General features: G+C 57.5%; 12 protein-coding genes. 6 read left to right on the forward strand and 6 right to left on the reverse strand.

Annotated elements, in window-relative coordinates:
* Positions 1 to 4 precede the first annotated feature (4 nt).
* Positions 5 to 274: a YdgH/BhsA/McbA-like domain containing protein gene (locus ABLV12_RS12365; RefSeq protein ID WP_004106665.1), complete on the forward strand. Its 270-nt coding sequence runs from the start codon at positions 5 to 7 to the stop codon at positions 272 to 274.
* A gap of 161 nt (positions 275 to 435) precedes the next feature.
* Here the strand turns inward: ABLV12_RS12365 and feoC are convergent, their stop codons facing one another.
* The 5 genes from feoC to greB all read right to left on the reverse strand — a co-directional run bounded on the left by feoC (position 436) and on the right by greB (position 6,573).
* On the reverse strand, positions 436 to 672 hold the full coding sequence (gene feoC / locus ABLV12_RS12370) for a [Fe-S]-dependent transcriptional repressor FeoC (RefSeq protein ID WP_004106668.1): 237 nt from the start codon (positions 670 to 672) through the stop codon (positions 436 to 438).
* Positions 673 to 681: 9 nt separating this feature from the next.
* Positions 682 to 3,000, reverse strand: a complete 2,319-nt coding sequence (gene feoB, locus ABLV12_RS12375; RefSeq protein ID WP_004106670.1) for a Fe(2+) transporter permease subunit FeoB — start codon at positions 2,998 to 3,000, stop codon at positions 682 to 684.
* A gap of 27 nt (positions 3,001 to 3,027) precedes the next feature.
* Entirely contained in the window at positions 3,028 to 3,255 is a 228-nt protein-coding gene (gene feoA, locus ABLV12_RS12380; RefSeq protein ID WP_004106673.1) for a ferrous iron transporter A, read from the reverse strand.
* Between the two features lie 409 nt (positions 3,256 to 3,664).
* Entirely contained in the window at positions 3,665 to 5,992 is a 2,328-nt protein-coding gene (locus ABLV12_RS12385; protein WP_160886715.1) for a Tex family protein, read from the reverse strand.
* Between the two features lie 101 nt (positions 5,993 to 6,093).
* On the reverse strand, positions 6,094 to 6,573 hold the full coding sequence (gene greB, locus ABLV12_RS12390; protein WP_160886713.1) for a transcription elongation factor GreB: 480 nt from the start codon (positions 6,571 to 6,573) through the stop codon (positions 6,094 to 6,096).
* Between the two features lie 237 nt (positions 6,574 to 6,810).
* On the opposite strand from greB, the gene ompR reads away from it, so the two are divergent.
* The 4 genes from ompR (at position 6,811) to gorA (ending at position 11,341) form a co-directional block, all read left to right on the forward strand.
* Positions 6,811 to 7,530, forward strand: coding sequence for a two-component system response regulator OmpR (gene ompR / locus ABLV12_RS12395; RefSeq protein ID WP_001157751.1), 720 nt, complete (start codon positions 6,811 to 6,813; stop codon positions 7,528 to 7,530).
* Positions 7,527 to 8,888, forward strand: a complete 1,362-nt coding sequence (gene envZ, locus ABLV12_RS12400; RefSeq protein ID WP_004106678.1) for a two-component system sensor histidine kinase EnvZ — start codon at positions 7,527 to 7,529, stop codon at positions 8,886 to 8,888. The genes ompR and envZ overlap by 4 nt, the downstream gene beginning before the upstream one ends.
* A 183-nt stretch (positions 8,889 to 9,071) precedes the next feature.
* On the forward strand, positions 9,072 to 9,914 hold the full coding sequence (locus tag ABLV12_RS12405; protein WP_064397794.1) for a 23S rRNA (adenine(2030)-N(6))-methyltransferase RlmJ: 843 nt from the start codon (positions 9,072 to 9,074) through the stop codon (positions 9,912 to 9,914).
* Positions 9,915 to 9,988: 74 nt separating this feature from the next.
* Positions 9,989 to 11,341 carry a glutathione-disulfide reductase gene (gene gorA, locus ABLV12_RS12410; protein WP_004116189.1) on the forward strand — a complete coding sequence of 451 codons (1,353 nt, stop codon included), beginning with the start codon at positions 9,989 to 9,991 and terminating at the stop codon, positions 11,339 to 11,341.
* 51 nt (positions 11,342 to 11,392) lie between these two features.
* Here gorA and ABLV12_RS12415 read toward each other — a convergent pair whose 3' ends face one another.
* Positions 11,393 to 12,016 (reverse strand): glutathione S-transferase, encoded by a 624-nt coding sequence (locus tag ABLV12_RS12415; RefSeq protein ID WP_004106681.1) that lies wholly within the window; start codon positions 12,014 to 12,016, stop codon positions 11,393 to 11,395.
* A gap of 121 nt (positions 12,017 to 12,137) precedes the next feature.
* Between ABLV12_RS12415 and ABLV12_RS12420 the strand changes: the two genes are divergently transcribed.
* Positions 12,138 to 13,286 (forward strand): iron-containing alcohol dehydrogenase, encoded by a 1,149-nt coding sequence (locus ABLV12_RS12420; RefSeq protein ID WP_064372334.1) that lies wholly within the window; start codon positions 12,138 to 12,140, stop codon positions 13,284 to 13,286.
* Positions 13,287 to 13,505 lie beyond the last annotated feature (219 nt).

The raw sequence follows: 13,505 nt of genomic DNA on the forward strand, positions 1-13,505 counted from the left end.
GGCTATGAAACTTGTTACAGGAATTGTTGCATCTCTGGTGATTGGCTCCCTGTCCTTTGGCGCGTTCGCCGCCAAGGAGATCCAAAAAGACGAAGTGGCTAAGATGAACCTGACTAAAATCGGTTCCATTACGACCTCAAGAACAACCTCTCCGATGGATGCAAAGCGCGATCTGTCGAAAAAAGCGGATGAGCTGGGCGGCACTTACTTCGTGGTAATTGCCGGCGAGAAGAACGAAAAAACGGTTCACGCTAACGCGGACGTCTACAAGTAAGCCAGAAAGCGGGTCTCACGACCCGCTTGCACCCGAGGGCGCAGAGGCTTCCCCGGAGGCGGCGCGTTGCGCCTGTCCGGGCTACCAAACCCAAAACCGCACATACTCGTAGCCCGGACAGATGCGCAGCATCGCCTCCGGAAAAAACACCGGAAAACATCTCAGCGCAGCGACCACCACTCCCGCAGGCAGGCCTTGCCTTCCGGGCAGCTTTTACAGCTGCCGGAGAGGCAGCCATCGGCATCTTCGGTGGTTTTCACCGCTTTACCCATTGCTTCCAGGCGGCCCAGCATGGCGTCGATTAACGGCTGCGGCGCACGCAGGCGGGCGCTGATCTGCTTTGCTTCCATCCTTCCCTGCAGGGCGAGCATATCGCGAACTTCAATTAACGACGCCATCATCGCTCCTTAGTGGCAATCGCCAGCAGGACTCTGGCAGCAGGAAGACGGCGTTTTGCGCGTCGCCAGCAGCGAAACGTCCACCCGGCTACGCGCTCTGCGCAGCAGGCCAAAGACCACGATATTGAACAGCACCACCGCCAGAATGCATACCAGGCTGTAGCGCGGATGCTGGCTAAAGCTGACGGTCTGGTAGTACAGCGTAGAGAGCGAATAAGCGATATTCAGCCCCCACAGGACGGAGAACATCATCCAGCCGCGGCTCGACTCGCGGGCAATCGCCCCCATAACCGAGATGCAGGGAATATAGAGCAGGACGAAAATCAGGTAGCTATACGCCGCCGCAGCGCTGCCGAATTTGCTGCCCATCACGCCCATCGCACCGGTTTCCATTTCGCCGTCGCCTTTACTGGCTTCGATGGGGTTGGCCAGCACGCTCAGGCTGAACGTATCTTTCAGGCTCTGCCAGGTCTCGTCCACTGCTGCCAACAGCTCATCGCCGAGGCTAAACGTCTGCGGATTGAACTCTTCGTTCTGGATATCTTCGGCGGTGTAGAGGGTGTTCAGCGTCCCTACCACGACTTCCTTGGCCATCGCGCCGGTGAACAGTCCGACGGTCGCCTGCCAGTTATCCTCATGTACGCCAATCGGTTTAAACACCGGGGTAATCACCCGGCTGACCGACGCCAGCGCCGAGTCGTTGATGTTATCGACAATCTTACCGCTCAGCGAGAAGCTGTTCAGCGCGCTGAGGAAGATACTAACGATAACGATCACTTTACCCGCGCGCAGCACGAAGCCTTTCAGGCGCTGCCAGGTCTGAATAATCAGGCTCTTCACGTGCGGAACGTGGTACACCGGCAGCTCCATGACGAACGGCGAAGCTTCGCCGCGCATAATGGTATGCTTCAGCATAAGACCGGTGGCAATCGCCATCACGATACCCAGCACGTACAGCGAGAAGACCGCCAGCGCGCCATTCTGGCCGAAAAAGGCGGCGGCAAAGACGGCAAAAATCGCCAGCCGCGCACCGCAGGACATAAACGGCGCCATCATAATGGTCATCAGACGCTCGCGCGGCGCATCAAGCGTACGCGCGCCCATCACCGAAGGGACGTTACAGCCAAAACCCACGATTAACGGCACGAAGGATTTCCCCGGCAACCCCAGCGCCTGCATCAGGCGGTCCATCACAAACGCCGCCCGCGCCATATAGCCGGAATCTTCAAGGAAGGAGAGGAACAGATACATCATGCCGATTTGCGGCACCAGCGGCAGCACGGTATTGATCCCCCCACCAATCCCCTGGGCGAGGAAAACGGTCAGCCAGTCCGGGAAATGCAGGGTATAGCCAATCCACTGAATGCCGTGGATAAAGATCGCCACGGAACCGGCATCGAAAATGGGCTGCAACGCGCCGCCGATATTGATCGCCAGTAAGAACATCAGATACATAACGAACAGGAAGACCGGCAGTCCGAGGAAACGGTTGAGGATGACTTTATCCATCGCTGCGGTAAAGCGGCTGGGCTCGGCGGTAAGCGTGTTACTGACCGCATCGCAAATAGCAGCAATGCTTTGGTAACGGGCATCGGCGATATGCAGCGCGGGATCATCCAGCTCTTCGCTCAGGTGCGCCAGTGCCACGTCCAGCTTATGGGCGGCATCACCGGCGTAGGCGCGGCTGTAAATATCGCCTTCAAGCATCTGTAAGCCCAGCCACCGACGCTGGCGCTGCGGGATCTCCCCGGACATCACCTGCGCCAGCTTGTCCGCTTCGCGCAGCAGCGGCTGCGGATAGTGCACCAGTTCTACAGGCTGATTTTGCTGATGGCGATCGATCGCCATTTTCAGGGCTTCAATACCGCGTCCGCGGGTGGAAACCAGCGGGATAACCGGGCACCCGAGGCGGGCGGCCAGCGCGTCGACATCGATACGGATGTTCTGTTTTTCCGCGATATCGAGCATGTTCAGCGCGACGACGCAGGGGATGCCCAGCTCCAGCAGCTGCAGCGTCAGATAGAGGTTACGTTCCAGATTGGACGCATCGACCACGTTAATCAGCATGTCGGCGTCGCCGCTGAGAATATAGTGGCAGGCAATCTGTTCATCCAGCGAGGTTTGCGAGGAGATAGTGGTTAGCGAATAGGTGCCCGGAAGATCCACCAGCGTGACCTGATGATCGGTGGTGTTGAAGCCCCCCTCTTTACGCTCAACGGTCACCCCCGCCCAGTTACCAACGCGCTGACGCGCACCGGTGAGCTGGTTAAACAGGGTAGTCTTACCGGAATTAGGATTACCAATTAAACCAAGGGTTAATTTTTTCATATTCATGCTCTTAGTGCCGGTCAGGCATTATTGTGCAACCGCTTCCAGCTCAATTAACGCAAGATCCTTTTTACGTAATACCAGGCTCACGCGTCGGGTTTCAATATGGATAGGGTCGCCGAGCGGCGCCACGCGAACCACATTAAAAGATGAACCCGGCAGCATTCCGAGGGACAGCAGTTTCTGCCGATACGCCGGACTAATATCGCGGGAGAAACCAATGATTTTCCACGCACTATCAGGTGTGAATTGCATAGGACCTACTTGTGTATCGCCAACTGAAAAAGAGTTTTCCGTACGCGCCTAAGATGCGGCGCAAGGGACCGTAGCCAACGAAGAATAAAAAATATTCAATTCAAATAATGATAATGAGAATAGTTTTTATCATCAATACATATAATGCGGTCGATTGTTTTTTTAAACAGGAGATTGAGCTTTTGTTGATATTGAGCAAACTCTATTTTGTAACAGGCGTCGAAATAATAATAATTCTTAATGACCAAATGTTTAATTAAGGTTTCGATAGTTAACGAAATGAAAATAATAATCTCACCGTCCGCATTTCGCGCTTATTACGACGTTATAAGAAAATACTGATGCTTGTTTGCACAATATGGCGAATGCCGGAAGAAATGCGGCCCCTCGACAAAAGGGGCCGGAGAGTTTAGCGTTTTTTACCCATCGCCGCCGCCAGCGCGTCCATCATCGCGCTGTTGCCCGCAGGCTGCGTCTCACGACCGCGAGGTTTAGCAGCCTTCGCCGCCGGGCGGTTGCCCTGAGGGCGATCGTTCCCGCCGCGGCGCGCGTTGCTGTCGCCGGGCTGTTCGTCCAGACGCATCGTCAGCGCGATACGCTTGCGCGGCAGATCAACTTCCATCACTTTAACCTTCACGATATCCCCCGCTTTCACCACCGTATGCGGGTCTTCAACGAACTTGTTCGAAAGGGAAGAGATATGCACCAGGCCGTCCTGGTGAACGCCGATATCAACAAACGCGCCGAAGTTGGTGACGTTGGTCACCGCGCCTTCGAGGATCATCCCCGGCAGCAGGTCGTTCATCGTTTCTACGCCATCGGCAAACTGGGCGGTTTTAAACTCCGGGCGCGGGTCGCGGCCCGGTTTTTCCAGCTCTTTGATGATGTCGGTGACCGTCGGCACGCCGAATTTCTCATCAGTAAAATCAACGGCTTTCAGATGACGTAGCTCGCTGCTGTTGCCCATCAAATCTTTCAGCGCCTGCTGAGTCGCCGCCAGAATGCGCTCCACCACCGGGTACGCTTCCGGGTGCACGGTTGAGGCATCCAGCGGGTTATCGCCATGGTTGATACGCAGGAAGCCCGCGCACTGTTCAAAGGCCTTCGGCCCCAGACGGCTAACCTTCAGAAGCTGCTGGCGGTTCTGGAACTGACCGTTCTCATCGCGCCAGGAGACGATATTCTGCGCCATCATGCGGGTCAGGCCGGCAACGCGGGTGAGCAGCGGAACGGATGCGGTATTCAGATCGACGCCAACGGCGTTCACGCAGTCTTCCACCACCGCGTCCAGCTTACGCGCCAGCTGGGTCTGGCTGACGTCATGCTGATACTGGCCGACGCCGATAGATTTCGGGTCGATCTTCACCAGTTCGGCCAACGGGTCCTGGAGCCGGCGGGCGATAGAGACCGCGCCGCGCAGGGAAACGTCGAGGTCCGGGAACTCCTGCGCCGCCAGCTCGGAGGCAGAATACACGGATGCGCCCGCTTCGCTGACGATGACCTTCTGTGCGGTCACTTTCGGGAACTGCTTCTGGACGTCGAGGAAGAAGCGCTCGGTTTCACGCGAAGCGGTACCGTTGCCTATCGCTACCAGCTCAACGTTGTACTTTTCGCACAGTGCGGCAACCGCTACCGCCGCTTTGGCGGCCTGTCCGGTATGCGGGTAGATGGTATCGGTAGCCACCAGTTTGCCGGTGCCGTCAACGACGGCGACTTTTACGCCGGTGCGCAGGCCAGGATCGAGCCCCATGGTGGCGCGTAGTCCGGCTGGCGCGGCCATCAGCAGGTCGTGCAGGTTGCGGGCAAAGACGTTAATGGCTTCGTCTTCCGCGCGTTCGCGCACGGTGCCCATCAGCTCGGTTTCCAGGTGCATCAGCACCTTGATACGCCACGTCCAGCTCACCACGCCCTTACGCCAGCCGTCGGCCGGAGCGTTATTCAGGCGCAGGCCGAGATGGTCGATAATAATCTGCTCGCCGTGGCTCTCTTTCGGCGGCTCATCGAACTGCGGGTCAGCGTTCAAAGAGAGCTGCAGCACGCCTTCGTTACGGCCGCGGAACATCGCCAGCGCGCGGTGCGACGGCACGCTGGAGATCGGTTCATGGTGATCGAAGTAGTCGCGGAATTTCGCACCTTCCTCTTCTTTGCCGCTAACGACGGTGGCCACCAGATGGGCGTTTTTCCACAGATAGTCGCGCACTTTCGCCAGCAGGCCCGCATCTTCAGCAAAGCGCTCCATCAGAATATAGCGCGCGCCATCGAGGGCAGCTTTGCTGTCCGCGATGCCTTTATCAGCGTCGATATATTTGGCAGCTTCGGTTTCCGGGTCATGAGAGGGCTCGTTCCACAGCAGCTCGGCCAGCGGTTCCAGCCCCGCCTCAATGGCGATCTGCCCGCGAGTGCGGCGCTTCGGCTTGTACGGCAGATAGAGGTCTTCGAGCTCGGTCTTACTCAGCGTCCCGTTGATGGCTTTTTCCAGCGCCTCGGTCAGCTTGCCCTGCTCGCCGATGGACTTCAGGATCGCCTGACGACGGTCTTCGAGTTCTCGCAGGTAACCCAGGCGGGTTTCCAGATTACGCAGCTGCGTGTCATCCAGACCGCCGGTGACTTCTTTACGATAGCGTGCGATAAACGGCACGGTATTCCCTTCATCAAGCAGGCGAACGGCAGCTTCTACCTGTTCAGCCCTGGCCTGAAGTTCACCCGCAATAATGCGGCAGAGCGAATCATTCATCATCGGTTTAATTCATCTTTAGGATCAAAAATCAGGGGGATAGTTATACGGACTGGCACGCTAAAATGCCAGCCGCGACCCAAGCCTCTCGGAATGTTCCGCACCTATTTAGCTTTGACGTATTCAATTTCGTTCACGTACCAGCCAGCCTCGCCCGCGGGCGTGTTAACGATAGCTAAATCGCCGACCTCTTTTTTCAGCAGCGCGCGCGCCATTGGCGAATCAATGGAGATGTAGTCATTGCGGCCAAAGATTTCATCGTAGCCGACAATCCGAAAGCGCTTCGTCTCGCCCGCATCGTTTTCAATCTCTACCCAGGCGCCGAAAAAGACCTTTCCTTCCTGCTGCGGCGAATAATCGACGATTTTCAGCTGTTCGAGGCATTTGGTCAGATAGCGCACCCGGCGGTCGATCTCACGCAGGCGCTTTTTATTGTACTGATAGTCGGCGTTTTCGCTGCGGTCGCCAAGGCTCGCCGCCCAGGTCACTTTTTTAGTGACTTCCGGACGTTCTTCGCGCCACAGGGTATCCATCTCTTTCTTCAGTTTTTCATACCCTTCACGGGTGATCAGCGGCGTTTTCATCGAAGGTTACGGCTCCTGATTACAAATCTTTGTGCAATGCTGCGCACAATTCGTCGCGCGTCATAATAGCAACAGGATAAATAATGCGTCTTATGCTTAAATGTATACTTAAGCTGCTGTTAAATATGCTTTGTAACAATTTAGCCTGGAATATATACCAGATTTCGCTGGTGGGCGACCCGGGCTTTTTTGAGAATACGTACTGACAATTGCAGTGAACCTTTGGGAGTATAAACAATGCAAGAGAATTATAAGATTCTGGTTGTCGATGACGACATGCGCCTGCGTGCGCTACTCGAACGTTATCTGACCGAGCAGGGCTTCCAGGTTCGTAGCGTGGCGAACGCTGAACAGATGGATCGCCTGCTGACCCGCGAATCCTTCCACCTGATGGTGCTGGATCTTATGCTGCCGGGCGAAGATGGCTTGTCCATTTGCCGCCGCCTGCGCAGTCAGAGCAACCCGATGCCGATCATCATGGTCACGGCGAAAGGGGAAGAAGTTGACCGAATCGTGGGCCTGGAAATCGGCGCCGACGACTATATCCCAAAACCGTTCAACCCGCGCGAGCTGCTGGCCCGTATCCGCGCCGTGCTGCGCCGTCAGGCCAACGAACTGCCGGGCGCGCCCTCGCAGGAAGAGGCGGTTATCGCCTTTGGTAAATTCAAGCTGAACCTCGGCACCCGCGAAATGTTCCGTGAAGATGAACCCATGCCGCTGACCAGCGGTGAATTCGCGGTGCTAAAAGCGCTGGTGAGCCATCCGCGCGAACCGCTGTCCCGCGATAAGCTGATGAACCTCGCCCGCGGCCGTGAGTATTCAGCCATGGAGCGTTCCATCGACGTACAAATCTCACGCCTGCGACGCATGGTGGAAGAAGATCCTGCGCATCCTCGCTATATCCAGACCGTATGGGGCCTGGGCTACGTTTTCGTCCCGGACGGCTCTAAGGCATGAAACGCGTGCGCTTTTCGCCGCGAAGCTCGTTTGCCCGTACCCTGCTACTGATCGTCACCCTGCTGTTCGCCAGCCTGGTGACGACCTATTTAGTGGTGCTGAATTTCGCGATCCTGCCCAGTCTCCAGCAGTTTAATAAGGTTCTGGCCTACGAAGTGCGTATGCTGATGACCGATAAACTGCAGCTGGAAGACGGCACCCAGCTGGTGGTTCCGCCGGCGTTTCGCCGCGAAATTTACCGCGAGCTGGGCATTTCGCTCTATTCCAACGAAGCGGCGGAAGACGCAGGCCTGCGCTGGGCGCAGCATTATGAATTCTTAAGCCAGCAGATGGCGCACCAGCTCGGCGGGCCGACCGAAGTGCGGGTTGAGGTCAACAAAAGCTCCCCCGTGGTGTGGCTGAAAACCTGGCTCTCCCCCAATATCTGGGTGCGCGTACCGCTGACCGAAATCCACCAGGGCGACTTCTCGCCGCTGTTCCGCTACACCCTGGCGATCATGCTGCTGGCGATTGGCGGCGCCTGGCTCTTTATTCGTATACAGAACCGACCGCTGGTCGATCTGGAGCACGCTGCGCTGCAGGTCGGGCGTGGGATTATCCCTCCGCCGCTGCGCGAATACGGCGCATCAGAGGTGCGTTCGGTGACACGTGCCTTTAACCATATGGCCGCAGGCGTTAAGCAACTGGCGGACGACCGTACGCTGCTGATGGCCGGGGTGAGCCACGATTTACGGACTCCGCTCACGCGTATCCGTCTGGCGACGGAAATGATGGGCGAAGAGGACGGCTACCTCGCCGAGTCGATTAATAAAGATATCGAAGAGTGCAACGCCATTATCGAGCAGTTTATCGACTATCTGCGCACCGGTCAGGAGATGCCGGTGGAGCTGGTGGACCTGAATGCGGTGCTGGGCGAAGTGATTGCGGCGGAGAGCGGCTATGAGCGGGAAATCGCTACCGATCTGCAGCCGGGAGAGATCCCGCTGCGCGTGCATCCGCTCTCCATCAAGCGCGCGCTGGCGAATATGGTGGTCAACGCCGCCCGCTACGGCAACGGCTGGATCAAGGTCAGCAGCGGCAGCGAAGGTAACCGGGCCTGGTTCCAGGTCGAAGACGATGGACCGGGAATCAAGCCGGAGCAGCGCGAACATCTGTTCCAGCCTTTCGTTCGCGGTGACAGCGCCCGAACGATTAGCGGAACCGGCCTCGGGCTGGCTATCGTTCAGCGCATCATCGATAACCATAACGGCAAGCTGGAACTTGGCTCCAGCGAACGCGGCGGATTATTAATTCGCGCCTGGCTGCCGGTGCCGATGCATCGCGCCCTGCCGGCGGTAAAACCCACAAAAGAGAGCTAATTCCGCAATCATCAGCTGGCTGCGGGCCGGTAGCCCGGACAGGTGCGCCAGCACCGCCTCCGGGGAGTCGCATCTCACACAACACCAGCAGGAATTAAAACAGCACGGTACCGCAGCGGTAATCCAGGCGGATCTGCGGTAAACTATCGGTTATCTTGTTTAATTCCCGGAATCACCGCATCCATGCTCAGTTATCGCCACAGCTTTCACGCAGGCAACCACGCCGACGTTCTAAAACACACCGTTCAGAGCCTGATCATTGAATCGCTCAAAGATAAAGAAAAACCGTTTCTCTATCTGGACACCCACGCCGGCGCTGGCCGCTATCAGCTGAGCAGCGAACATGCCGAGCGCACCGGTGAGTATCTCGAAGGTATCGCCCGCATCTGGCAGCAGGATGACCTGCCCGCCGAGCTGGAGCCGTATATCTCCGTGGTCCAGCACTTCAACCGTAGCGGCCAGCTGCGCTACTACCCCGGCTCTCCGCTGATTGCCCGCCAACTGCTGCGCGAGCAGGATAGCCTGCAGATGACAGAACTGCATCCCAGCGATTTTCCGCTGCTGCGCGCGGAGTTCCAGAAAGACGACCGCGCCCGGGTTGAAAAAACCGATGGCTATCAGCAGCTGAAATCTAAGCTGCCGCCGGTATCTCGTCGTGGCCTGGTGCTAATCGACCCGCCTTATGAAATCAAAAGTGACTACCAGGCGGTGGTCACCGGAATTCATGAAGGCTACAAACGCTTTGCTACCGGCACCTACGCGCTGTGGTATCCGGTCGTATTGCGTGCGCAGATTAAGCGCATGATCAAAGAGTTAGAGGCCACCGGCATTCGCAAAATTCTGCAAATCGAGCTGGCGGTGCGTCCGGATAGCGACCAGCGCGGGATGACCGCCTCCGGGATGATCGTCATCAACCCGCCGTGGAAGCTGGAGCAGCAGATGAACAACGTTCTGCCCTGGCTACATAAAAAGCTGGTGCCGACCGGTATCGGCCATGCCACCGTCAGCTGGATCGTGCCTGAGTGACAATCACAGCAATCGGTGGAACCTGGTGATTTCAGGTATACAATCGCGCCAATCAGACATTAAGGATAAGACTCATGAGCAAGCATTATGACTATATCGCCATTGGCGGCGGCAGCGGCGGTATCGCCTCCATTAACCGTGCCGCTATGTACGGCCAAAAGTGTGCGCTGATTGAAGCCAAAGACCTGGGCGGCACCTGCGTGAACGTCGGCTGCGTACCGAAGAAAGTGATGTGGCATGCGGCGCAGATCCGTGAAGCCATCCATCTGTATGGCCCGGATTACGGTTTTGATACCACAATTAATCACTTCGACTGGGATAAGCTGGTCGCCAGCCGTAGCGCCTATATCGATCGTATCCACACCTCTTACGATAACGTGCTGGGCAAAAACAAGGTCGATGTCATTAAAGGCTTCGCCCGTTTTGTCGATGCGAAAACCGTCGAAGTTAACGGCGAGACGATAACCGCCGACCATATTCTGATCGCCACCGGCGGCCGTCCGAGCCATCCGAGCATTCCCGGCGTCGAGTACGGTATTGATTCCGATGGTTTCTTCGAACTGCCGGCGCTGCCGAAGCGCGTTGCGGTAGTCGGCGCGGGCTATATCGCCGTTGAGCTGGCGGGCGTGATTAACGGACTGGGCGCGGAGACCCATCTGTTCGTGCGTAAACACGCGCCGCTGCGTAGCTTCGATCCGCTGATCGTTGAAACGCTGGTTGAGGTGATGAACGCCGAAGGCCCGCAGCTGCATACCCATGCCATTCCGAAAGCGGTAGTGAAGAACGCCGACGGCAGCCTGACCCTGGAGCTGGAAGATGGCCGCAGCCAGACCGTGGACTGCCTGATTTGGGCGATCGGTCGCGAACCGGCAACCGATAACTTCAATCTCGCCGCTACCGGAGTGGAAACTAACGATAAAGGCTATATCGTCGTCGATAAATTCCAGAATACTAACGTTCCGGGTATTTACGCCGTCGGCGATAATACCGGTGCCGTCGAGCTGACTCCGGTCGCCGTTGCCGCCGGCCGCCGTCTCTCCGAGCGTCTGTTTAACAACAAGCCGGACGAACATCTGGACTACAGCAACATCCCGACCGTGGTATTCAGCCATCCGCCAATCGGTACCGTCGGTTTAACCGAGCCGCAGGCGCGCGAGCAGTACGGCGATGAGGCGGTAAAAGTGTATAAATCCTCTTTCACCGCCATGTATACCGCCGTCACTTCACACCGCCAGCCGTGCCGCATGAAGCTGGTCTGCGTCGGCCCGGAAGAGAAAATTGTCGGCATTCACGGTATCGGCTTCGGTATGGATGAAATGCTGCAGGGCTTCGCGGTGGCGCTGAAGATGGGCGCAACCAAGAAAGACTTCGACAATACCGTGGCGATCCACCCAACCGCAGCGGAAGAGTTTGTGACGATGCGGTAACACGCGCACCGTACATGAAAAAGAAGCTCTCCGGAGCTTCTTTTTTTATCTTTACGCCACGCCGTTATTGCCGTGGCGCTTAAACGCCGGGCGCTGATTCAGCGCCATATACCAGCGCTCCACTTCGGCCATTTCCGGATGCGCGAACGGCGTCATTTTCCAGCGGTGCACCGACAGTCCCAGGACGATATCCGCGAGCGTAAACTGGCTGCCGGCAACCCATGCCCCGGTTTGCTGAAGCTGCGCATTGAGGATCTGCACGCAGCGGGTCCAGGCGACAATGCTCTCTTTGATAGCCGTCGGTTCCTGAAAACGCGGGTCCTTGCGCACCAGTCCCATAAAGGCGTAGCGCCAGGCAGTATTGAATTCCGTTGCCTGCCAGTCCATCCAGCGCTCAACCTCGGCGGCAGCCTGCGGCGCCGTGGGGAGCAGGTCTTCCCGCCCGGCTTTGCGCGCCAGATAGCGGCAGATGCTGTTTGACTCCCACAGCACAAAATCGCCATCCAGCAGCACCGGGACCAGGCTATTCGGATTAAGGGCGCGAAACGCCGGAGTCTCGATGGACTGGAACCCGCTACCGTAATCCTCCTGCTGATATGCTATTCCCGCTTCTTCACAGGTCCACAGTACCTTACGCACGTTAATTGATGAGCGTTTGCCCAGTATTTTTATCATTGTCAGCAATTCCTCAATCAAAAGAGATGGTTGTTTCACAATACTGCATCGGCGGCTCATGTACAGCCGGATAATGTGTATAGTGGATTGCACGATTTTTCTCCAGAACAGGTTACCCGACATGTTGACCTCTTTTAACGTTTTAACTCCGGGCAATATCCGCTTTGGGCGCGGCCTTGCTCTAAGCGCGGCCCCCTGGCTCGCCGGGCGCTCGACAAAGATTCTGCTGATTCACGGCGCCACCCCGCAGCGCGCGGAGTGCTTGCTAAGCGAACTCCACGCGCTTCGGCTGCACGTCACCACACTCTCTATCGCCCATGAACCCTGCCTGCAGGATATTGAACGGGGCGTGAGTCTGGCACGGGAAAAAGGCGTCGGCGCCATCGTCAGCCTCGGCGGCGGCGCGGTCATTGATGCGGGCAAAGCCATTGCGGCGCTGGTTCCCGCGCAGGGGCCCGCGATCGAATACCTGGAAGTGGTGGGTAGCGGCCGCATATTAGAGGCCAATCCGCTGCCGTTCGTCGCCATTCCCACGACGGCCGGTACCGGCGCGGAAGTCACAAAGAACGCGGTGATTAACGTCCCCGAGCAGCAGCGCAAGGTCAGCCTGCGTGACGACCGCATGCTGCCGGACCTGGCGATTATCGACCCGTCCCTCACCGACAGCGCGCCGCGCGCGGTGACCTTAGCCTCCGGTCTCGACGCTATCACCCAGGTGATTGAGCCCTGGCTGTGCACCCGCGCGAATCCTTTTACCGACGCACTCTGTCGGGAGGCGATCCCGCGCGGCATGAAAGCGCTCAGAACGCTGATGGAACATGAGTGTCCGGATAGCCGCGATGAGATGGCGTGGGTCAGCCTGTGCGGCGGACTGGCGTTAGCCAATGCCGGACTCGGCGTGGTTCACGGCCTGGCAGGCCCGCTGGGAGGCCTGAGCAACGCTGCCCACGGCGCACTTTGCGGTAGTCTGCTCCCCTTCGGCCTGGCGCTCAACGAAGCACAAATTAGCGACGAATGCCTCCGCCAGCGTTTTGCGGATGTACGCCAGTGGCTGGCCGCTGGGCTGGATTCCGATCCTGACAGCGCATGGGAGAGCCTGCGCGAGTGGAGCCAGCGCGCCGGTCTGGGTAATCTGCGCGATCTCGGCGTCCCCCGCGAAGCGCTGGAGCCTGCGGCCCTCGCCGCCAGCAGCTCCTCATCCATGAAGGCTAACCCGGTCACGTTGACCAGCGAGCAGCTGCTGGAGCTGCTGGAAGCCGCGTGGGAGTAATGGCTGAATAGCGGCAGCGCCCGGGAATTTAGATTTTGTTGCAAAACGAAATCTCCGAATTTTTCAACGCAATACGCAGCGGTTAAAACGGTTTTAATCCGGTAGATCAAAAAGTTAAAGCAAAAACTCCGAACCGATTGTTCAGAGGAAAGCGTGATCTACCGCACACTTCTCTTTTCGTTTCCCGCTGCGAATGTCTAAGCTTATTAGACAGGTCGG

Origin of the sequence: Klebsiella sp. CN_Kp100, from assembly GCF_040065315.1 — a bacterium.
Classification (GTDB): domain Bacteria; phylum Pseudomonadota; class Gammaproteobacteria; order Enterobacterales; family Enterobacteriaceae; genus Klebsiella; species Klebsiella oxytoca.